This window comes from Actinopolymorpha sp. B17G11 (genome assembly GCF_040196095.1).
GTDB lineage: Bacteria > Actinomycetota > Actinomycetes > Propionibacteriales > Actinopolymorphaceae > Thermasporomyces.
Genome location: NZ_JBEFTW010000002.1, coordinates 375,925 through 395,620, shown reverse-complemented (window position 1 = coordinate 395,620; position 19,696 = coordinate 375,925). Strand labels below are relative to the sequence as shown.

Below are 19,696 nucleotides of genomic sequence, written 5' to 3'. Positions count from 1 at the left end.
GGTCCAGGACCTGCGATCCTGCAACGTATGCGAACCGGACGCTAGGGGGTGTCTGATGGATCACACACCCCTAGAGGACTGGGAGCATCCGGTCGCGTTCGAACGCCGTGACCTGCTGGCGGTACTCCTCCCACTCCGTCCGCTTGTTGCGGAGGAAGAAGTCGAAGACGTGCTCCCCCAACGTCTCAGCGACGAGTTCACTACCCTCCATCACCCGGATCGCCTCGTCGAGGCTCTGCGGCAGCGGGTCGATCCCCAGCGCACGACGCTCGCCTTCGGTGAGCGACCACACGTCATCCTCTGACCCCGGTGGCAGGTCGTAACCCTGCTCGACGCCCCTGAGCCCGGCAGCCAGGATCACGGCGTACGCCAGATAAGGGTTGGCCGCGGAGTCGAGCGAACGGAACTCGATCCGCGTCGACTGTCCCTTCGCCGGCTTGTACATCGGAACCCGCACCAACGCCGAGCGGTTGTTGTGCCCCCAACAGATGTACGCGGGTGCCTCACCGCCACCCCAGAGCCGCTTGTACGAATTGACCCACTGGTCGGTGACGGCGGTGATCTCGCTGGCATGGCGGAGCAGTCCCGCGATGAACGACCGGGCCACCTTCGACTGGTGGTACTCCGCACCTGACTCGAAGAAGGCGTTCCGGTCGCCCTCGAACAGCGACATGTGCGTGTGCATCCCCGATCCCGGCCACTGCGAGAACGGCTTGGGCATGAACGACGCGTACAGGCCCTGGCTGAGCGCGACCTCCTTGACCACCACCCGGAACGTCATGATGTTGTCGGCGGTCGCCAGCGCGTCGGCGTAGCGCAGGTCGATCTCCTGCTGTCCGGGCGCGCCCTCGTGGTGGCTGAACTCCACCGAGATCCCCATCGCCTCCAGCATCGTGATCGCCTCGCGCCGGAAGTCCTGGCTCATCCCGTGGGCGGTGTGGTCGAAGTAACCGCTGCGGTCGACGGGCACCGGCGGGCGGCCCTTCTCAGGGGTGTCCTTGAAGAGGAAGAACTCGATCTCGGGGTGGGTGTAGAAGGTGAAGCCCAGATCGGCCGCCTTGCCGAGGGCCCGCTTGAGGACGTAGCGCGGATCGGCGTACGACGGTGAACCGTCCGGCATCAGGATGTCGCAGAACATCCGCGCCGTGCTGGGCGAGCTCCCCCGCCACGGCAGGATCTGGAACGTCGCCGGGTCGGGTTTGGCGAGCATGTCAGCTTCGTAGACACGGGCGAAGCCCTCGATCGCGGAACCGTCGAAGCCGATCCCCTCCGCGAACGCGCCCTCGAGCTCGGCCGGTGCGACCGCCACGGACTTGAGGAAGCCGAGGACGTCGGTGAACCACAGCCGGACGAACCGAACGTCGCGTTCCTCGAGAGTGCGGAGGACGAATTCCTGCTGCTTGTCCATAGCTCATCCATCCCTGCGACTCGTTCACTGGCGTCGGGCAGCGGTATGTCCCGCTGACCATCAGTATCACTCCGGGGTTACCGGCGCATTGCCCGCCCGGGCCACACACGTGGCCGGCCCCCGCCGACGCCACATCTTGATCACTGCCGGCGGAACCGGGACGCCCGTGAGGGTGAGGCGTCCGGTTTGTCCAGCGTCGATCCCACTCGGTCCCCGCGACGCGCGACCGGATCGGGAACGCCCACGGGCGCAGAGTCGGCCGGCAGACGCCGACCGACTACCCTCGGAGCGTGGCACAAATCCGCCTCGCACTGGCACAGCTGAACGTCACGGTAGGTGACATCGCCGGCAACGCCGATGCCATCCTGCGGTGGGCCCAGCATGCCGCCGACCGGGGTTCGCACATCGTCGCGTTCCCCGAGATGGCTCTGACCGGCTACCCCGTCGAGGACCTTGCTCTCCGCTCGTCGTTCGTGGATGCCTCCCGCGCCGCCATGGAGGATCTCGCCGCCAAACTCGCCGCCGCCGGCCTCGGCCAGCTCGTCGTCGTCTGCGGATATCTGGACAAGGGCGCGGGATCGCCGGACCAGATCGGGCGGCCCAAGGGCTCGCCGCACAACGCCGCCGCCGTCCTCCACGGCGGCAAGATCGTCACCCGCGCGATCAAGCACCACCTGCCCAACTACGGCGTCTTCGACGAGTACCGCTACTTCGTGCCCGGCGAGAGCCTCCAGGTCGTCACGGTGCACGGCATCGACGTCGCGATCGCGATCTGTGAGGACCTCTGGCAGGACGGCGGACCAGTCCGCGCGGCCCGCGCCGCCGGAGCCGGCCTGCTGCTCACGATCAACGCCTCGCCGTACGAACTGGCCAAGGACGACGAGCGGCTCACCTTCGTCACCCGGCGTGCCCGCGAGGCCATGTGCCCGCTCGCGTACGTCAACATGGTCGGTGGGCAGGACGAGCTGGTCTTCGACGGCGACTCGATCGTGGTCGACGAGACGGGCACGGTCCTGACCAGGGCGCCGCAGTTCACCGAGGGGCTGCTCACGGTCGACCTCGACCTCGCGACGACGACCCAGGGCGCGCAGGAGTACGCCGGCATCCGGATCGAACGTACGGTCATCTCCGACACACCGCTCATGAGCTACCCGCCGAGCCGTTCCGGCATCGCGCCGCGGCTCGACGAGGAGGCCGAGATCTACACGGCGGTCGTCACGGGCCTGCGCGACTACGTCCACAAGAACGGCTACCAGAGCGTCGTCCTGGGCCTGTCCGGCGGGATCGACTCCGCCCTGGCCGCCACGATCGCCTGCGACGCCCTGCGCCCGGAGAACGTCCACGGGATCTCCAACCCCAGCAAGTACTCCAGCGATCATTCCAAGGACGACGCCGCCGACCTCGCCGAGCGCACCGGGCTCGACTACCGCGAGATCCCGATCGAGCCGATAGTCGCGGCGTTCCTCGACAACGTCGAGCTGACAGGGGTGGCGGAGGAGAACCTCCAGGCCCGGATCCGGGGCATGATCTGGATGGGAGTCGCCAACCAGGAAGGGCACCTGGTCATCGCGACCGGAAACAAGAGCGAGCTGGCGGTCGGCTACTCCACGATGTACGGCGACGCGGTCGGTGCCTTCGCGCCCCTGAAGGACGTCCCGAAGACGTGGGTCTGGCGGCTGGCCCGTTGGCGCAACCAGGTCGCCCGGGACATCGGCGAGACACCGCCGATCCCGACCAGCAGCATCAACAAGGAGCCGTCTGCGGAGCTACGCCCAGGCCAGCGTGACACCGACTCCCTTCCCCCGTACGAACTTCTCGACGACATGCTGGACGATTACGTCGAGCAGGACGCCAGTGCGGCCGACCTCGTGACGGCAGGCTTCGAGCCGGAACTGGTCGAGAAGGTGATCCGGATGGTCGACGCCGCCGAGTTCAAGCGTCGGCAGTACCCGCCGGGCCCGAAGATCTCGTTCAAGGCGTTCGGTCGTGACCGCCGACTGCCGATCACCGACGGCTGGCGGGAGACGACACAGCCTGGTCGCGTGACGGAAACCGCGGCTCCGCCGGAACGCACGGCACCACCCGGTGAGGGCCCGCGGGAGGCATGACGTCGAAGTCCTCCGGCGCGGGCGACACCGGCCCTCCGGCTCAGTGGCCGCGTCGTGACGGACAGGCCGTCGCCCTGGTGCTGGGGGCGACCCTTTCGGTCCAGTTCGGCGGTGCGCTCGCCGTCATCCTGATCATGCAGGTGGGGGCGGTCGGTGCGGTCACGCTACGGATGTTGCTGGCGGCGGTACTCGTCGTCGGGCTCGTGCGTCCCCGCCTGTCCGGCCGCACTCGACGGGACGTGGCGGTCGGCGTCGGCCTCGGACTGGTCCTCGCGGCGATGAACGTCTGCTTCTACGAAGCCGCGGCCCGCCTGCCCCTCGGCGCCGCAGTGACGTTGGAGTTCCTGGGTCCTCTCGGGCTCGCCGTCGTGATGTCCCGGCGGCTACGCGACTTCCTCTGGGTCGGACTCGCCGGGATCGGCGTCGTACTCCTGAGCGAGGGCGGGCTGGAGGAGCTGAACGCGGTGGGAGCCGCGTTCGGCCTGGGCGCCGGGGTGTGCTGGGCGGCTTACATCCTGCTGGGCGCCGAGGCCGGCAGGCGGTTCCGCGGCACCGACGGCCTGGCGTTCGCACTCGTCGTCGCCAGCATCGCCATCCTTCCCCTCGCGGCGGTCACCACCGGCCCCACTCTCCTCGCCCCGCCCACCCTCCTCCTGGGCGCCTGCGTCGCCCTGCTGTGCACCGCGGTGCCCTACACCCTCGAGCTCACGGCTTTGCGCAGGCTCTCACCGCGGACCTTCGGCGTGCTGATGAGCCTCGAGCCCGCCGTCGCGACCGTCGCGGGCTTCCTGATTCTCGACCAGCGGCTCACCCCGTGGCAGCTCGCCGCAGTGGGGATGGTCGTCGTGGCGAGCGCCGGCGCCATGCGTACGGCCCGACTGGGTGCGCAGGGTACGGCCGGTGATCAGCGCCGGCCAGCGCGTACGAGCATGTTGAGTGGAGCCACGGGGTCTACCCGCACCCACGACTGATCCGAGCCGCCACTGCCCGCCGCTGGAGGAGCCATGACTCTCACCACCGCACCGACGCCCACCAGCCGACCTCTGGTCGGGTCGATGCTCGATCTTCGGCGTGACTCGCTGGGCACGTACGTGCGCGCCTTCCAGGAGTGCGGCGATGTGGTGCGCTTCGTCGTCGGCCCGCCCGGCCTTCGGTTGGTGGTCCACGGCGTGTTCTCCCCCGACGGTGCGCGACAGGTTCTCTCGGATGCGGCCCTGTTCCGCAAGGACAACAGGTTCTACCTCGAGGTGCGCGAGTCGTTCGGCAACGGCCTGCTGACCAGCCAGGACACCGACTACGCACGCCAACGCCGGCTCATCCAGCCGCTGTTCACGCGGCGCCGGGTCGACCTGTACGCAGCTGCCATGTGCGAGGAGGTCGGCGCGGCAGTCGAGGCCTGGCGGGGCGCCACCGGCCAGGTGGTCGACGTGATCGAGGAGTCCACCCGGCTCACGCTCCGGGTCGTGGCGCGCATCCTCTTCGGCGCCGACGTCGACGACGCCATCGAAACCGTTCGTCGATCCTTCCCGGTGATCGGCGAATACACCCGACGTCGCGGTCTCTCACCGATCCACATCCCACGGCAGTGGCCGACTTCCTCGAACCGCCGCGCGGCGGCGGCCCTGCGCGAGCTGTACGGCGTCTGTGACCGCATCATCGATGAGCGCCGCGGCGCCGGTACGGCCAGCACCGGCAAGGGGACCGCCGAGGGCGCCGAGGGTACTGACCTGCTCTCGCTGCTGGCGCGCGCCACCGACGAGGACGGCGACAGCCTCGCGGCGAGTGAGATCCGCGATCAGGTCCTCATCTTCCTGCTGGCCGGGCACGAGACCACCGCGACGTCGCTGGGCTTCGCGCTGCACCTGCTGGCCCGTCATCCGGACGAGCAGGCCAGGGCCCGGGAAGAGGTCGACCAGCTGCTCGGTGGTCGAGTTCCCGAGGCCAGGGACCTCGACGTGCTCCCCTACACCACGCAGGTACTGAAGGAGGCGATGCGCCTCTATCCCGCGGCACCGGCGACGGGTCGTCTGGCGGTCACCGAGACCGAGATCGGTGGCTTCGCGATCCCCGCGGGCGGACACGTCTTCGTCAGTCCATGGGTCACCCACCGGCATCCGGCGTACTGGGACGAGCCCGAGGTCTTCGACCCCGACCGGTTCACGCCGGAGGCGGAGGCGGCACGTCCGCGCTACGCCTGGTTCCCGTTCGGCGGCGGACCCCGGGCTTGCATCGGTCAGCACTTCTCGATGCTGGAGTCGGTGCTGGCCCTCGCCCTAGTGCTCCAGGCGTACGAACTCACCGCGATCGACACCGAGGTGCCCCTCGCCGCGGGAATCACTCTCCGGGCGACCGGCCCGGTCCGCTGCCGCCTCATCCCCCGGTGAGGACGGAGGCGATGGCGCGACTCATCGCGGTGGCCGGCGCCTCCCCCGGCGCGCAAGTCCACTGTGTCTGCCAGTACGGCGACCGGTGAACCCGTCAGGCCGTCCACCCGAAGAGGACCTCACCGAGCGAGACGACGGCCAACCAGAACACCACCCCGACGAAGGGCAGCGCCAGCACCACCAGCGGCCGGCGCCGAACCCACCGCACGGCACAGAGCCCGAGCACGAGCCAGCAGGCGACGAGCACGACCACCGCCCAGATCGGGGCCACGAGCCCGCTCACGACGTAGAGGTAGAGCACGGGGAACAACAGGACGATGCCGACCCAGCCAGCCAACCGGACCAGTGACTTCATGCACCCATGGTGCCCGTCAGGCGCTCGTCGTGACTACTCCCCGGGCTTCAGGCCCATCGGGACCGCAGGCGCGGCAGGACGTCGCGGGCGAAACCCTCCAGGAAGCGTGCCTGGTCGTTGCCCGGGCCGTGGAAGACGAGTTCGCTGAAGCCGAGATCGACATACGGCGCGATCTTGTCCACAACCTCGTCAGGGTCGTCGGAGACGATGAACCGCTTCGTGGCGATCAGCGGGTCGGCATCGGCCAGGCGTTCCATCTCCACCGGGTCCTCGACGCCCTGCTTCTGCTCCGGCGTCAGTCCGAGCGCCGCCCACCACGCACAGGCCTCTTCGGCGACCCGGCGGTCGGCGTCGTAGGACACCTTGATCTCGATCTGGTTCGGGAGCTTCGCTGGATCGCGTCCGGCCGCCTCCGCACCTTCGCGCACCTTGCCGAGCACCGTCTCGTAGAGCTCCGGTGACTTGCCACTGGTCTGGATGACACCATCGCCGATCCGCCCCGCCAGCCGGCCGGCGAGCGGTCCGGACGCCGCGACGTAAATGGGCAGCGGATCGTCCGGGCGTTCGTAGATGGTCGCCTTGGAGGTCGTGTAGTAGTCACCGGCGAAGTCCACGCGTTCCTGCGTCCAGAGGGTACGAATCAAGGTGACGGCCTCCCGCAACCTCGCCCGTCGCTCCTTGCCGCCAGGCCACGCCGCGCCCGTGGCCGGTACCTCGTTCATCGCCTCGCCGGTACCGACGCCGAGGAAGACCCGGCCGGGTGCGAACTGGTCGATGGTGGCGAAGCCCTGCGCCACCACGGACGGGTGGTAGCGAAGGATCGGCGTGAGCACACTCGTGCCCATCGTGATCCGCTCCGATGCGTACGCCAGTGCACCGAGCCAGCTGAAGACAAGGGGCGCGTGCCCGGTGGTGTGTCGCCACGGTTGGAAGTGGTCCGACACCGCCACGATGTCGAAGCCGAGCCGCTCGGCGAGTAGTGCGTAGTCGAGTAGTTCGCGGGTGCCGAACTGCTCGGCCGATGCCTTGTAGCCGTACCTCACTGGTTGCTCCTCTCCGCACGACGCCCGCCGTACGAGTCCAGCAAACCAGTCGGCACCAAACTGTCCCCCTCGCGGGGCCCATGTGGCACGGTGGTGTGCGATGGATCTCCAGCAGGCACGAGCACTCCGCGAGCTTCTCGACGGGAGCGGTTGGCTCGAACGTACCGCCGAGTTCGGACGCGCACTTCGGACCACCACGAAATCCCCCGGTGGGCTCTTGCTGTTCGGCCCACCAGAGGACGAACCCTGGCACCTCACCGCACACCTCGACGACGAGTCGCGGTATGCCGCCCTCCCTGAGATCGCGCCCACCCTGGTGCGATGGAACCCACCACCAGGCGCGCCGGCACATCTCGCCATCGGGCTGGACCGCTTGAGCGACGCACGCCGAGGCGAGTCGCTCCTCGTCGTCGCTGCGTCGGTGCCGGATCCACTGCTCGAACGCGTCGATGACGTACGCCGCAAGGGCGCGAACATCTTCGCCCTCGACACAGGTCAGCCAGAACTCGCCGCCCTCGCGCACGATGTTCTCGCAGTAGACACAGATGCCCTGCCGGCCGTGTCCTTCGACAGTGCACAACACCTGCTGAGCATCGCGGCCACCGAACCGACGCCCGGTCGACGCCGCACCCTGCGCGCACGACTCGGTCGCCTTCTCGACACCATCGTGGGCCCGGGCGCATAGCGTCTGCGGGAGGACGACTTCGGCGAACGCCTATCTGCTTTACATATTCGGTGTTTGGACGCCAATGCTTCCCATCAACTCTGGGTTTGCGAAATCACGATGCATGGAACTCGACCGCATTTCTGAGCGGTTCTCGCACAGATCAATAAATTCCCCCGCCGTTCGTGGTTTACGGGAGCCGTTAATGCGCAAGATCCACTGAGACGGCCGGAGTGAATGTCCTGGCCAAGTTGGCAGCAACGGTCCGGTTGAAGGCCGGAGGCCCCTGCAAGGGAGGCAGTGCGGTGCCCACAGCAAGAACAGCGGCGACCAAGACCGCAAACAAGAGAACGGCCGCGGCCAGGAAGACGGGGAAGATAGCTACCCGGGCCACAGCGGCAGGAAAGTCGGCGGCAAAGACCGTCCGGAAGCAGACGGTGGCTGCGGCAAGGAAGGCCACCGGGAGCACGGCGAAGCGCGGGGGTCGCAAGACAACGACTCGGCGGACGACGGCGAAGCGCACCACCGCCAAGCGCACCACCGCGAAGCGGGCCACCGCGAAGCGGGCCACCGCCAAGCGGGCCACCGCCAAGCGGGCCACCGCCAAGCGGGCCACCGCCAAGCGGGCCACCGCCAAGCGGGCCACCGCCAAGCGGGCCACCGCGAAGCGCGCCACCGCCAAGCGGGCGACGGCCAAGCGGGCCACCGCGAAGCGCGCCACCGCGAAGCGGGCGACGGCCAAGCGGGCCACCGCGAAGCGCACTACCGCCAAGCGGGGCATGGCCAAGCGGGCCACCGCGAAGCGGACCACCGCGAAGCGGGCGACGGCCAAGCGGGCCACCGCCAAGCGCGGCGCCGCCAAGCGCGGCGCCGCCAAGCGCGGCGCCGCCAAGCGGACAACCGCGAAGCGCACTACCGCCAAGCGGGCCACCGCCAAGCGGGCCACCGCGAAGCGCACGACGGCCAAGCGTACGGCCAAGAAAACCGCGACAAAGCGGGCGCCGGCGCGCAAGGCCGCCAAGAAGCGCGCACCGGCCAAGAAGGCCACTCGGAAGCGGGCCGGCATGAAGCGGACCACCACGAGGAGGACCGCCGGGACTCGGAAGATGGCCGGACGCAGGATGACCCGGGCAGCGACCACACCGAGCGCCACGCAGACAGCGACCGCCCGGACGGGCAGCCGTGCGCCGCGCCGCCAGTCCGCGGGATGATCCAAACCGGGTAGATCGACCGAAAACGAAAAAGCAGTGTCAGCTGTGGGGACGTGCGCAGAATGCGCCGTCCCCACAGCCGACTCCAGTCACGGCCAACAACCTGATGCCGCCACCCAGATCCGTCACAGCCGAGCCAGCACTCGTTGCGACGGGAGACGGATGGGCCCGATCAGCGCTCGTCGTCGACGTCGTCGTTCCAGCGTGGGTCGGTGTCCCACTGCTCGTTGCGCTCGGCCACCTTGGACAGGGCCCCCTGCGCCTCCGCCTCGCTGGGGTAGGGACCGAGCCGATCAGCGGCGCGGCATCCTTCCCGAGGCTCGACCCGGTGGTGCCGTAGACAGAAATACCACTCGGCAGGTTCCACGCTCATGGGGGAAGCTTTCCCCAGCGAAGCGGCTCCGGCAACTCCGCACCGTCGTTCGCACCCGGCGGACATGGTGACAGAACCTCGCGACGGGCGTCGTAGACTCCCGGAACCATGGCCCCACTGGTTCCCGCCGAGATCTCCCCGCGCCGCAAGGTCCCCCAGGACATCGGCAGACCTGAGTACGTCGACAAGGCCGCGCCACGCCGGTTCACCGGCTCGGAGGTCAAGGACGCCGACACCGTAGAGCGGATGCGGGTCGCCGGGCGGATCGCGGCACAGGCGCTCCAGGAGGTCGGGAAGCACGTCGCCCCGGGCGTCACCACCGATGAACTCGACCAGGTGGGCCACGAGTTTCTGTGTGACGCTGGCGCCTATCCCTCGACGCTCGGTTATCAGGGATTCCCCAAGTCGCTCTGCACCTCGGTCAATGAAGTCATCTGCCACGGCATTCCTGACGCGCGCCAACTCGAAGACGGCGACATCGTCAATATCGACATCACCGCGTTCATTGGCGGCGTGCACGGCGACACCAATGCCACCTTTCTCGTCGGCGACGTCGCAGAAGACGTACGCCAGTTGGTCTCACGCACCCATGAGGCCATGATGCGAGGAATCAAGGCCGTCGCACCCGGCCGCCAGGTCAACGTCATTGGACGGGTGATCGAGTCCTATGCCAAGCGGTTCGGCTACGGGGTCGTACAGGAGTTCACCGGCCACGGCATCGGCACGGCGTTCCACTCGGGACTGATCATTCCGCACTACGACGAGCCACGCTTCGACACCACGATCGAGGCCGGCATGACGTTCACGATCGAGCCGATGCTCACCCTCGGCACGCACGAATGGGACATGTGGGAGGACGGCTGGACCGTGCTCACCAAGGATCGCCGGTGGTCGGCGCAGTTCGAGCACACGCTGCTCGTCACGCCCACGGGCGCGGAGATCCTGACCACCGTCTGAGCGTCGCCGCATCGCCTGCCAGCATCTTCGGCGGAGTCACCCACACCAACCTCGTTGAGCGGGCCCGAGACGAACTCCCAGAAGGGGTCGAAGTCGGTGAACCTCGCACGGGCGGGGTGGTAGTGGACGCCAGAGCACGGACGTCACCGGCGCGGCCGCTCCCAGAGCATGACGCGCGCGCCGGCCACCGAAGTCGTGCGTACGTGCCGGAGTCCGGTCACACCTGACGGTTTGCCCTCTTGCCACCGCGGCACGACGATCCACACCCTGCGCACGCCTGGCGGCAGACCACCGGCGACCCAGGTGAGGTCGCAATCGGAGCCTCGCAGGTAGTACGGAAGAGTGTGAACGGTCGTGAGGGTTTCGTACGCCGCATCGCCGGTACGGCAGTCAGCGGCGACGACTCGTGCGGCCGCGCGCACGTCCGGTCCATGACCGTCGGGCGCACGCATCCTCGCCAGGGGAGCCCATGCCACCGCTGCAGCCATCGCACCCACGACCGCGACCGTCCGGGCCGTCCGGTGCCGCAGCCCGGCCGCGGCGAGCAGGACGAGCGCGGGCGCCGAGGCGAGCAGGTACCGCGGAAGGAACGCCGGTGTGATGGCGCCGACGCCGAACAGCAGCAGGGGCGGAGCGACGAGCCACACCAGCAGCGGCGCGGTGAGCGGGTTCCGTCGTACGCCGACCAGCGCAAGTGCCGCAAGCAGCACCAGGAATGGCCCGGAACCGGTCATGGCCACGAACGCATCCGCGAGGTCGCCCGGCCTCTGCGCGGGTATCCAGCCCACCGTCGCGCGCTGGCTGAACACCACCATCGCGAGCGCGGCCGGAAGGACCAACCCCACCGTGGCCGCGATGGCCCACCTCCGCCAGCCACCCGGTCCACCCGGTCCACCCGGCCCGCACGGTCCACCCGGCCCGCACGGTCCACCCGGTCCGCATGATCGCCTCCACGCCGCCACGAACACGGGGTGTGCGGCGACGATGAGGACGGCCGCCAGGTGCAGCAGGCCGAGCAGCGTCAGCGCGGCGGCGTAGGCGACCCACCAGCACCACCGATCCGTCCGTACTGCCCAGAGCAGCAACCAGACGGACAGGACGCCGACGGCCACGACGAGGGCGTAGGGGCGCGCCTCCTGGGCGTACCGCGACGCCATCGGCGACAACGCCGTCAGCACACCGGCGGTGATCCCGCTCGACGCCCCCCACCAGCGGCGCGCCAGATCGGCGATCACACCTGCCGCGACCGCCATGGCCGCGGCGGACGGAAGACGTAGCCACCACCCCGCGTCGCCCACCGAGGTCCAGGCCGACATGGCGAGGTAGTAGGCGCCGAGACCGGCGTCGCGGTGTGCGAGAAATCCGAGCAGACCGCCGAGGGATCGCCCGACCTCACTCGCCGTTGCCGCCTCGTCGAGCCAGAGCGCGGGAACACCGAGCGCCCACAGGTAGACCACGAACGCGAAAACCGAAGGGAGCACCGCCACGGCGACGGCGCGACGCTTCGTCATGACCGGATCCAGCCGACCAACGTCACGTCGACAAGGAACGCGCCAGTCAGGACCCCTGGTTGAGCTCCTCGACGATCAGCTCCGCATCGCGACGAGCCATGTCGAGCCGGGGAATCCACCAGTCGTCGAGCAGCAGATCCCAGATGCCATGGCCGTAGTCGGTCTCGCGTACGACGAATCGCTCTCTCACCGCTCCCGCCTCCCGCTGCCCTCCACCACAGGATATCGAACACGTGTTCGATCTCCAAGGGCGTCAGTCGTTCCGCTGCGTTCGGGTGTGCTGGGCGACCATACGGGACAGCTCGCGCGCCGCCGTCCGCCCGTGCTGACCGTCGGCGGACTGGATCGCCATCGCCTGCACCGTCGTACCGTCGTCGACGTCCAACTGCACCCACGGATCGCCCGAGCGGAGATTGACCGACAGGACCTGCGCCCACTCCAACTGGCGAGTGCGCAGGACGTTGACGATCGTGAGGCCGGCCTCGTCGGCGCGCACCTTTAACCGGGCCAGCCGGTACAACCCCGCGAGGAGGGCGAGCAGAACCAGGCCGAGGGTGAGGGACTGCAGGATGTTGATCTGTGCCCGGGCCGCCGCCGGCAACCCGACCCACATGCCCAGAGCGGCGGCGACAAGGACAACCCCCATCGCGGCGGCCACCACGGGCACGAAGCGTGGGCGCCACGTGTGCGGCAGTGCGGGAAGGCTGTCGGGCACCGGCGTACTCGGCCCGTCGGGACCACCGGGTGGCGTGGAGGTCATCGTGGTGGCCGCATCTCACAGCCGGCAGGCGTGCAGGTCGGTGACGAGGATGGCGCGGGCGCCGATCTCCCACAGCTCGTCCATCAGCCGCTGGGCCTCGACGCGCGGCACGAGCACCCGCACGGCGACCCAGCCCGCTCGATGAAGCGGTGAGACCGTCGGCCCCTCCAGACCGGGTGCGATCGCGACGGCCCGCTCCATGGCGTCGGCCTCGAGGTCGTAGTCCATCAGGACGTAGTCGCGGGCGACCAGAACTCCCTGAAGCCGGCGGATGAGCAGCTCGAGCTCGCTGGGGCTGGCCACTCCGTCCCGCTTGACGAGAATGGCTTCGGACGTGAGGATCGGCTCGCCGAAGACCTCGAGGCCGGCGTTGCGCAACGTGCTTCCGGTCTCGACGACATCGGCGATGACGTCGGCCACGCCGAGGCTGATGGCCGTCTCGACCGCGCCCTCGAGTTTGATCACCTTGGCGGTCACACCACGCTCGGCGAGGAAGTTCCGCATCAGTCCGGTCAGTGACGTGGCGACCCGGAGCCCTTCGAGGTCCTCGATCGAGGACGCCGTTCCGGGCCGGGCGGCGAGCCGGACCGTCGAACGGGCGAAGCCCAGCTGCAGGACCTCTTCGCCCGGTGCGCCGGAATCAATCAGATAGTCACGCCCGGTGATCCCGAGGTCGAGGGTGCCCTGTCCGACGAAGACCGGGATGTCACTGGGACGCAGGTAGTAGAACTCGATGCCGTTGTCGGCATCGGTGAGCACCAGCTCGCGGGAATCCCCGCGCTGGCGGTAGCCCGCCTCGCGCAGCATCTCCGCGGCGGGTTCGGCGATTCTCGATCCCTTGTTGGGAACGGCGACACGCAGCATTGTCTGGCTCTCTTCCTCAGGTGCCTGGGGTAGGGACGAACGGACGCGTCGGCGAGGGCGAGCCAACCTGTCGCGGCCGGCTCACCCTAGAGATGGGCGTAGACGTCGTCGAGGTCGAGATCACAGGCGATCATGAGCACCTGGGCGTGGTAGAGCAGCTGCGAGATCTCCTCAGCGGCCCGCTCCCGGCCTTCGTGCTCGGCCGCCATCCACGCCTCGGCCGCCTCCTCGACGAGCTTCTTGCCGATCGCGTGGACGCCGGCGTCGAGGGCGGCGACGGTGCCCGATCCCTCGGGGCGGGCCACCGCCTTCGCCGCCAGCTCGGCGTACAGCTCGTCGAACGTCTTCATCCTCAGGTCCTGTGGTCGATACGGCGACACCCTGGCCGCCGGTCCCCCAGCCTAGGAGTCACCGGTGAACGGCTGGCGTCGAGGGTCGCCTGACCGCTGAGGCCACGCGACCAGCGACCGTGCGCTCCAGGCTCAGCCGTCGAGGTGAGTGGCGTGGCCCTCGACGACCAGCGGACCGTCGAAGGTGAGAACCTCGTTGGCCACGCGACCGTGCTGGTTCCGGAAGTTGATCACCAGCGTGTTGACCCCGGCGTAGCTGGCGATCACCTCGAAATGGAGGTCAGGCTGGGCCCGGAGGCCGACGGACCAGTATTCGCGCAGCGCCGCTTTGCCCCGGATGACACCACCCGAGGCGGGTATCCATTCCGCGGCGTTGGGCGAGGTGAAGACCACGTGGTCGGCGAAGTGCTCGAGGACGGCGTCGAGGTCGTGGGCGTTCCAGTCCTTGACCCACCGGTCGACGAACGCTCGGTTTTCAGTGCGGTCCATGGAACGCCAACCTAGACGAGGCCGGAACGAACGGCGTAGAGGGCGGCCTGGGTGCGGTCGGCGAGGCCGAGCTTGGCGAGGATCGACGACACGTGGGTCTTCACGGTCTTCTCCGACAGGACGAGGGCGCGGGCGATCTCGCGGTTGGACCTGCCACGGGCGATCTCGGCGAGCACTTCGCGTTCGCGGTCGGTGAGGGCGCCGGCGCGTTCGTCGCCCGCGTCACCTCGGAGCAGAGCCGCGGCGACCTCTGGTTCGAGCAGCACCTGTCCGGCGTGCACCGCACGGATCGCCTGCGCCAGCGCGTCGGGATCGACGTCCTTGAACAGGTAGCCCGCCGCACCCGCCCGCAGGGCCGGCACGACCTTGGCCGGTTCCGTGAACGAGGTGAGCACGAGAACCCGGGCCGGGTTCCCCCGGTCGCGCAGCATCCGCAAGGCCTCCACACCGTCGACCGACGGGAGCTGCAGGTCCAGCAGCATCACGTCGGGCGCGAGCGCCTCAGCCTGTTCGACCGCTTCCTGACCGTCGGCCGCCTCCCCCACGACCTCGATGTCGTCGAGGATGTCGAGGAACGTCCGCAGGCCGTGCCGGACGACCTGGTGATCGTCGACGACGAGGACCCTGATCGGCCCTGCTTCGGTGTCCGAAGGCGTACCCACGCCGTCGGCCACAGGCTCGGCGTCAGGACCCTTCATGGACTCACTCACGGTCCTAGTTTCGGGCTCACTCACGGGTCACCTCGAGGGTCACGGTCGTCCCCTCCCCGAGACGCGACTCGACCCGGAGCCTCCCACCCGCCCGCCGCGCCCGCTCCCGCATCGACGCGAGGCCCAGGTGATGCCCGCCCTGCCGCGCGGGGTCGTCGACGAATCCCTTGCCGTCATCGGCGACGGTCAGGACGACGCCGGTCTCGGGGGTCCGCAGGTCGATCATCACGGCGCTGGGTTCGGCGTGCCGCAAGGCGTTGTGCAGCGCCTCCTGCGTCACCCGGAACACGACGTCCTCCACCTGCTCCGGCAGCTGGCAGCGGCCGTCGCAGTCGGAGGTGAAGCCGATCTCGACTGGGTGCGCCCTGCCGATCACGGCGATGTGCTTGCGCAGGGCCGGCACGAGACCGTCCTCGCGGACCGCCGGGGGGCGGAGCTCTGTGACGACGGCGCGCAGCTCGTCGAGCGCGGAACCCGCCAGCTCCTTCACCCTGGCGAACTCCACCCGGGAGCGGTCGAGATCCCCCTTCAGCGCAAGGGCCTCGGCCGCACCCACGGTCAGGCGGAGGCTGAACAGTTTCTGCGCCACGGCGTCGTGGAGGTCCTGGGCGATCCGGGACCGCTCCTCCACCAGCGTCAGCTCCCGGTCGCGTTCGAACATCCGCGCCCGGGTGAGCGCGATCGCCGCGTGCGCGGCGAGGATCGTCAGCAGGCGTTCGTCGTCCGCGGTGAACTCGGGCACATCCGGGCCGTTGGCGACGTAGACCGCGCCGAGGATGTCTCCTCGGTCGACGATGGGTACGCCGAGAAATCCGCGCATGTCGGGATGTGCGCCGGGCCACCCGGAGAAACGGCCATCGGTCTGGACGTCGACGACGCGGTAGGGGTGGGCGTCGTGCATCAGGACGCCGAGCAGGCCGTGTGCGCGCGGTACCGGGCCGATCGCCGCCCACTGCTCACTGCTCACGCCGGACGTGTAGAACTCGGCGAACCGGCCCTGCCCGTCGGGAAGCCCCAGTGCCGCGTACTCCGCCCCGACGAGGCTGCGCGCCGACTCGACGATCATCTGCAGGACCTCGTGCGTGGCCGTCTGCCCGGTGACGGCGAGGAGCGCGCGGGACAGCGCGTCGAGGTCGTCGCGGCATTCCGGCGGCACAGGCGTGGACACGGCTGACACGCTACCCGTCTCTGACCCGCTGGCGGACCGGCCGCAGGTCGTAGGTCTCACGACGTAGGCCACGGGTTGTAGGCCGCATGGAGTAGGGCGAACGGCGTACTCCGGTCCCATCGGCGGCCCGATGGCGGGCGTTCGCCGCCGCCCTAGCGTCGGTTCCAGTGAAGGGAGCACCTCATGTGGAACGACGTGATGATCCAGAGCCTCGCCACCGCTCGCGCCGAAGAGCTGCTGCGCCAGGCCGAACAGCGCCGCCTCGCCCGGCTGGCCCACCACGCGCGGCGGAGGGCGGCAGAAGCCGGCCGGCACCGGGCCGAGCCGGCCATCCGACCGACCGCGGCGGCCGCGGCGACCACGCCGGCGGCCCAGGGCTGCTAGGGGGTGGCGACCGCGTTCTCCGAACCGACCCGCACACCCTGTCCAGGAAGGGAGTCCCCATGTCTGTCGCCCTCATCACCGGAGCGTCCCGCGGTCTCGGCCTCGCCCTTGCCGGCGGGCTCGCCGACCGGGGCTGGTCCCTCGTGATCGACGCCCGCAACCCCGACCCCCTGGCCGACGCCGCCCGGGAGCTCACCGCCCGTGCCGGGTCGGCGGGCACGGTCACCAGCCTCGCGGGTTCGGTCACCGACCCCGGGCACCGGGCCGAGCTGGTCGAGGCCGCCGCGCTGCTCGGTGGCCCCGACCTGGTCGTGAACAACGCCGGCGTACTCGGGCCGAGCCCGCTACCCGCCGTGGCGGACCTCGGCCTCGCCGCGTATCGCGAGATCCTCGAGGTGGGCACGGTCGCGCCGCTGGCGCTGACCCAGCTCGCCCTGCCCCACCTCGCGGCCAGGGGCGGTGCGATCCTCAACGTCACCAGCGATGCCGCCGTCGAGGGGTACGCCGGATGGGGTGGCTACGGCTCGGCCAAGGCCGCACTCGAACAGTGGTCCAACGTCCTCGCCGCCGAGCTCGCCGAAGGCCGGCACGACGTGCGGCTCTGGTGGGTCGACCCCGGTGACCTGCGTACCCAGATGCACCAGGACGCGTTCCCGGGCGAGGACATCTCCGACCGGCCACTGCCCGACACCGTTGTTCCGGCGTTCGTCCGGCTGATCGCCGAACGCCCACCCAGCGGTCGTTTCCGGGCGACGGACCTGCTCGACGGGCTCGCCGCATGACGTCGGTGGCCGAAGCCAAGACCGCCGATGGTGGCGCGCCCATCGACCGTGCCGGTCCTTCGTCGATCGACTTCTCGCTGCCGGCTGCCCTCGAGGCGCACGAGCCGCCCGAGGCGCGCGGCCTCACCCGTGACGGCGTACGCCTGCTGGTGGGTCGGAGCCCGCGCGACGGTCAGGGCGCCGGGGGCGTGAGCCACCATGCGTTCCGCGAGCTGCCCGACCTGCTCTCCCCCGGCGACGTCCTTGTGGTCAACAGATCGGGGACGTTGCCAGCTGCGGTGGACCTGCCGGACGACAGGGGTACGCAGCGGGCCGTGCACTTCTCGACCCTCGCACCGGACGGATCCTGGCTGGTGGAGCTGCGCCGTGGCGCCGACCCCGACCCGAGCGGGCAACCGGGTGACCGGCTGGCCCTGCCCGGTGGCGTCGACCTGGTGCTGCGGGACCGCCACGTGTCCCGCCGGCTGTGGCACGCGGTGCTCACAGTGACGGACATACCCCGCTATCTCGCGGCGTACGGTCGACCGATCAGGTACGGCTACGTCGCGGAGCAGTGGCCGCTCGAGGACTATCAGACGACCTTCGCGACCATCCCCGGCAGTGCGGAGATGCCGAGCGCTGGCAGGCCGTTCACTCCGGAGATCGTGACCCGGCTCGTCGCCCGGGGCGTTCTCGTCGTACCCGTCACGCTGCACACCGGCGTCGCCTCGGCAGAGGCCCACGAACCTCCGTACGCCGAATGGTTCGACGTCCCCGACGTGACGGCGCGGGTGGTGAGCGACGCGACAGACCGTGGCGCCCGCGTGGTCGCGGTGGGGACGACGGTCGTCCGCGCGCTGGAGTCCGCGCCGCCGGGGTCCGGCACGATCGCTGCCGCCCACGGATGGACCGACGTGGTGGTCACCCCGGCACGCGGCGTACGGGTCGTGTCCGGCCTGCTGACCGGTTTCCACGAACCGCGGGCGTCACACCTGCAGATGCTCGAGGCGATCGCCGGCACTGAGCTGGTACGGGCCTGCTACGCCGCCGCGCTCGACGGCGGTTACCTGTGGCACGAGTTCGGCGACGTCAACCTCTTGATATGACACATGGGACGACCTCGATGCCCGCATCGACCTGCACACCGACACTGTGATGTACGACGGCCGCCCCTGGGTCCAGGCCGGAAGGGCCCAGGCGTGGCCGCATCCCGGTCGACTTCCAGATGCCCTGCTCAGCTGCCCTCAGACGAAGGTTCCAGCGCACGAGCTCACGCCGTTCCGGTTCTCAGCGCTTGCCTTCATCTCGTCGAGCTCGACCGCTGCCGGTAGATGAGGGAGTACCTCCAGAAGAGACGACGTCGGATGACCGCTCCAGGCAGAAGCCGTACCGCTTCAGTTCTGATCTCCGGCAACGTCATCTGCGCATCCATCGACGGCGCCGGTCCGGAGCCCGCCGCCCGGCTGCCAAGGCGGGCCTTCGCCCGGACCGCCGCTTTGGCAGCCAGGTTCGCCGGGGCCGCGACCAGGTCGGGCAGGTAGTCGGCTCGTGTCGCATAGCGGCAAAGGCCCAGGATGGCCAGTACGCCCCCCGGGGCCAACGCATCACGCAGTTTCGTGATCGTCTCCGCGAACGGCATGTGATGGATGCTGGCGATACCGGAGATGAAGTCATAACGCGCAGTGCCCAGGTCGTAGTCGGCAACATCTGCCTCGGCGTAGTGGACGTTGGGTGTGTCGTGGGACAGCGCACGCGCCTGGTCGATCACCTCGGGCGCGCGATCGATGGCTTCAACCGTCTGCGCACGCTGAGCCAATCGCCTGGCGAACAAGCCGGTTCCGCATCCGATGTCGAGCGCTCGATCGCATTGCCGTGGTACCTGGCGCAGCAGATACCGGTGATAGAAGTCGTTGTGGCTGAAGTCAGGCCGTGCGTTCGGGTCAGTCATGCAGATGACGCTCCCTTTCGGCAGTCGTACCGGTGCGAAGACGACGCGCAGAAGTGCCGCAACCCATGGCTAGTCCAACCGCCCGGCCCAGCTGAGCAGAGCCAGATGCTTAGCCAGTGGTCCGAACCGAGTGGCGGGGGACGAAGGGCTCCGTCGACCATGCCACGGCGTAGGGGGATCGACATGGCCGGACCCGGCCGGCGAAAATGTCGTGCGAGCACGGACCGGACGCGCCTAGCGTCCCCGGC

22 protein-coding genes are annotated in these 19,696 nt (G+C 69.4%); 9 read left to right on the top strand and 13 right to left on the bottom strand.

The window, feature by feature from the left end; genetic code table 11:
• Positions 1-70: 70 nt before the first annotated feature.
• Complete coding sequence (locus tag ABN028_RS04160; protein WP_349327797.1) at positions 71-1,408, bottom strand: glutamine synthetase family protein; 1,338 nt, start codon at positions 1,406-1,408, stop codon at positions 71-73.
• 290 nt (positions 1,409-1,698) lie between these two features.
• On the opposite strand from ABN028_RS04160, the gene ABN028_RS04155 reads away from it, so the two are divergent.
• Genes ABN028_RS04155 through ABN028_RS04145 form a run of 3 tightly spaced genes read left to right on the top strand, consistent with a single transcriptional unit; the run spans position 1,699 to position 5,900 of the window.
• Positions 1,699-3,516: an NAD+ synthase gene (locus ABN028_RS04155; RefSeq protein ID WP_349327796.1), complete on the top strand. Its 1,818-nt coding sequence runs from the start codon at positions 1,699-1,701 to the stop codon at positions 3,514-3,516.
• Entirely contained in the window at positions 3,513-4,487 is a 975-nt protein-coding gene (locus tag ABN028_RS04150; protein WP_349327795.1) for an EamA family transporter, read from the top strand. Before ABN028_RS04155 ends, ABN028_RS04150 begins: the two co-directional genes overlap by 4 nt.
• 33 nt (positions 4,488-4,520) lie before the next feature.
• Positions 4,521-5,900, top strand: coding sequence for a cytochrome P450 (locus ABN028_RS04145; protein WP_349695675.1), 1,380 nt, complete (start codon positions 4,521-4,523; stop codon positions 5,898-5,900).
• Positions 5,901-5,994: 94 nt separating this feature from the next.
• On the opposite strand, the gene ABN028_RS04140 is transcribed toward ABN028_RS04145, so the two are convergent.
• Both ABN028_RS04140 and ABN028_RS04135 read right to left on the bottom strand, forming a co-directional pair.
• Positions 5,995-6,255: a hypothetical protein gene (locus ABN028_RS04140; protein ID WP_349327793.1), complete on the bottom strand. Its 261-nt coding sequence runs from the start codon at positions 6,253-6,255 to the stop codon at positions 5,995-5,997.
• A 47-nt stretch (positions 6,256-6,302) separates the two neighbouring features.
• Positions 6,303-7,298 (bottom strand): TIGR03557 family F420-dependent LLM class oxidoreductase, encoded by a 996-nt coding sequence (locus ABN028_RS04135; RefSeq protein WP_349695674.1) that lies wholly within the window; start codon positions 7,296-7,298, stop codon positions 6,303-6,305.
• A 100-nt stretch (positions 7,299-7,398) separates the two neighbouring features.
• Between ABN028_RS04135 and ABN028_RS04130 the strand changes: the two genes are divergently transcribed.
• Positions 7,399-7,983: a hypothetical protein gene (locus tag ABN028_RS04130; protein WP_349327791.1), complete on the top strand. Its 585-nt coding sequence runs from the start codon at positions 7,399-7,401 to the stop codon at positions 7,981-7,983.
• A 416-nt stretch (positions 7,984-8,399) separates the two neighbouring features.
• On the top strand, positions 8,400-9,173 hold the full coding sequence (locus ABN028_RS04125) for a histone H1-like repetitive region-containing protein (protein ID WP_349695673.1): 774 nt from the start codon (positions 8,400-8,402) through the stop codon (positions 9,171-9,173).
• Between the two features lie 172 nt (positions 9,174-9,345).
• On the opposite strand, the gene ABN028_RS04120 is transcribed toward ABN028_RS04125, so the two are convergent.
• A complete protein-coding gene (locus tag ABN028_RS04120) occupies positions 9,346-9,546 on the bottom strand; it encodes a hypothetical protein (protein WP_349327789.1) in 201 nt (66 codons plus the stop codon).
• A gap of 108 nt (positions 9,547-9,654) precedes the next feature.
• Here ABN028_RS04120 and map point away from each other — a divergent pair, with 108 nt between their 5' ends.
• Positions 9,655-10,503, top strand: coding sequence for a type I methionyl aminopeptidase (gene map, locus ABN028_RS04115; RefSeq protein WP_349695672.1), 849 nt, complete (start codon positions 9,655-9,657; stop codon positions 10,501-10,503).
• 143 nt (positions 10,504-10,646) lie between these two features.
• On the opposite strand, the gene ABN028_RS04110 is transcribed toward map, so the two are convergent.
• The 8 genes from ABN028_RS04110 to ABN028_RS04075 all read right to left on the bottom strand — a co-directional run bounded on the left by ABN028_RS04110 (position 10,647) and on the right by ABN028_RS04075 (position 16,355).
• On the bottom strand, positions 10,647-12,014 hold the full coding sequence (locus ABN028_RS04110; RefSeq protein ID WP_349695671.1) for a glycosyltransferase family 39 protein: 1,368 nt from the start codon (positions 12,012-12,014) through the stop codon (positions 10,647-10,649).
• A 46-nt stretch (positions 12,015-12,060) separates the two neighbouring features.
• On the bottom strand, positions 12,061-12,204 hold the full coding sequence (locus ABN028_RS04105; protein WP_349327786.1) for a hypothetical protein: 144 nt from the start codon (positions 12,202-12,204) through the stop codon (positions 12,061-12,063).
• 63 nt (positions 12,205-12,267) lie between these two features.
• Positions 12,268-12,774 (bottom strand): PH domain-containing protein, encoded by a 507-nt coding sequence (locus tag ABN028_RS04100; protein WP_349695670.1) that lies wholly within the window; start codon positions 12,772-12,774, stop codon positions 12,268-12,270.
• Positions 12,775-12,789: 15 nt separating this feature from the next.
• On the bottom strand, positions 12,790-13,638 hold the full coding sequence (hisG, locus tag ABN028_RS04095; RefSeq protein ID WP_349695669.1) for an ATP phosphoribosyltransferase: 849 nt from the start codon (positions 13,636-13,638) through the stop codon (positions 12,790-12,792).
• Between the two features lie 86 nt (positions 13,639-13,724).
• Entirely contained in the window at positions 13,725-13,988 is a 264-nt protein-coding gene (locus ABN028_RS04090; RefSeq protein ID WP_349327783.1) for a phosphoribosyl-ATP diphosphatase, read from the bottom strand.
• Between the two features lie 132 nt (positions 13,989-14,120).
• Positions 14,121-14,477 (bottom strand): nuclear transport factor 2 family protein, encoded by a 357-nt coding sequence (locus tag ABN028_RS04085; protein ID WP_349695668.1) that lies wholly within the window; start codon positions 14,475-14,477, stop codon positions 14,121-14,123.
• 11 nt (positions 14,478-14,488) lie between these two features.
• Positions 14,489-15,187, bottom strand: coding sequence for a response regulator (locus ABN028_RS04080; protein ID WP_349695667.1), 699 nt, complete (start codon positions 15,185-15,187; stop codon positions 14,489-14,491).
• 16 nt (positions 15,188-15,203) lie between these two features.
• Positions 15,204-16,355, bottom strand: a complete 1,152-nt coding sequence (locus ABN028_RS04075) for a GAF domain-containing sensor histidine kinase (RefSeq protein WP_349695666.1) — start codon at positions 16,353-16,355, stop codon at positions 15,204-15,206.
• A gap of 183 nt (positions 16,356-16,538) precedes the next feature.
• On the opposite strand from ABN028_RS04075, the gene ABN028_RS04070 reads away from it, so the two are divergent.
• Genes ABN028_RS04070 through ABN028_RS04060 form a run of 3 tightly spaced genes read left to right on the top strand, consistent with a single transcriptional unit; the run spans position 16,539 to position 18,606 of the window.
• Complete coding sequence (locus ABN028_RS04070) at positions 16,539-16,739, top strand: hypothetical protein (protein ID WP_349695665.1); 201 nt, start codon at positions 16,539-16,541, stop codon at positions 16,737-16,739.
• 59 nt (positions 16,740-16,798) lie between these two features.
• Positions 16,799-17,521 (top strand): SDR family NAD(P)-dependent oxidoreductase, encoded by a 723-nt coding sequence (locus ABN028_RS04065; protein WP_349695664.1) that lies wholly within the window; start codon positions 16,799-16,801, stop codon positions 17,519-17,521.
• Positions 17,522-17,526: 5 nt separating this feature from the next.
• Positions 17,527-18,606: an S-adenosylmethionine:tRNA ribosyltransferase-isomerase gene (locus tag ABN028_RS04060; protein ID WP_349695663.1), complete on the top strand. Its 1,080-nt coding sequence runs from the start codon at positions 17,527-17,529 to the stop codon at positions 18,604-18,606.
• A 194-nt stretch (positions 18,607-18,800) separates the two neighbouring features.
• Here the strand turns inward: ABN028_RS04060 and ABN028_RS04055 are convergent, their stop codons facing one another.
• The gene (locus ABN028_RS04055; RefSeq protein WP_349695662.1) at positions 18,801-19,448 is read right to left on the bottom strand and encodes a class I SAM-dependent methyltransferase; all 648 of its coding nucleotides are present in this window, start codon (positions 19,446-19,448) and stop codon (positions 18,801-18,803) included.
• Positions 19,449-19,696 lie beyond the last annotated feature (248 nt).

Bases quoted from the DNA above. Each gene is read 5' to 3' on its own strand.
- hisG (WP_349695669.1), bottom strand. From the start codon at position 13,638: ATGCTGCGTGTCGCCGTTCCCAACAAGGGATCGAGAATCGCCGAACCC.
- ABN028_RS04120 (WP_349327789.1), bottom strand. From the start codon at position 9,546: ATGAGCGTGGAACCTGCCGAGTGGTATTTCTGTCTACGGCACCACCGG.
- ABN028_RS04110 (WP_349695671.1), bottom strand. From the start codon at position 12,014: ATGACGAAGCGTCGCGCCGTCGCCGTGGCGGTGCTCCCTTCGGTTTTC.
- map (WP_349695672.1), top strand. From the start codon at position 9,655: ATGGCCCCACTGGTTCCCGCCGAGATCTCCCCGCGCCGCAAGGTCCCC.
- ABN028_RS04100 (WP_349695670.1), bottom strand. From the start codon at position 12,774: ATGACCTCCACGCCACCCGGTGGTCCCGACGGGCCGAGTACGCCGGTG.
- ABN028_RS04055 (WP_349695662.1), bottom strand. From the start codon at position 19,448: ATGACTGACCCGAACGCACGGCCTGACTTCAGCCACAACGACTTCTAT.
- ABN028_RS04070 (WP_349695665.1), top strand. From the start codon at position 16,539: ATGTGGAACGACGTGATGATCCAGAGCCTCGCCACCGCTCGCGCCGAA.
- ABN028_RS04065 (WP_349695664.1), top strand. From the start codon at position 16,799: ATGTCTGTCGCCCTCATCACCGGAGCGTCCCGCGGTCTCGGCCTCGCC.
- ABN028_RS04145 (WP_349695675.1), top strand. From the start codon at position 4,521: ATGACTCTCACCACCGCACCGACGCCCACCAGCCGACCTCTGGTCGGG.
- ABN028_RS04160 (WP_349327797.1), bottom strand. From the start codon at position 1,408: ATGGACAAGCAGCAGGAATTCGTCCTCCGCACTCTCGAGGAACGCGAC.
- ABN028_RS04140 (WP_349327793.1), bottom strand. From the start codon at position 6,255: ATGAAGTCACTGGTCCGGTTGGCTGGCTGGGTCGGCATCGTCCTGTTG.
- ABN028_RS04090 (WP_349327783.1), bottom strand. From the start codon at position 13,988: ATGAAGACGTTCGACGAGCTGTACGCCGAGCTGGCGGCGAAGGCGGTG.
- ABN028_RS04130 (WP_349327791.1), top strand. From the start codon at position 7,399: ATGGATCTCCAGCAGGCACGAGCACTCCGCGAGCTTCTCGACGGGAGC.
- ABN028_RS04085 (WP_349695668.1), bottom strand. From the start codon at position 14,477: ATGGACCGCACTGAAAACCGAGCGTTCGTCGACCGGTGGGTCAAGGAC.
- ABN028_RS04150 (WP_349327795.1), top strand. From the start codon at position 3,513: ATGACGTCGAAGTCCTCCGGCGCGGGCGACACCGGCCCTCCGGCTCAG.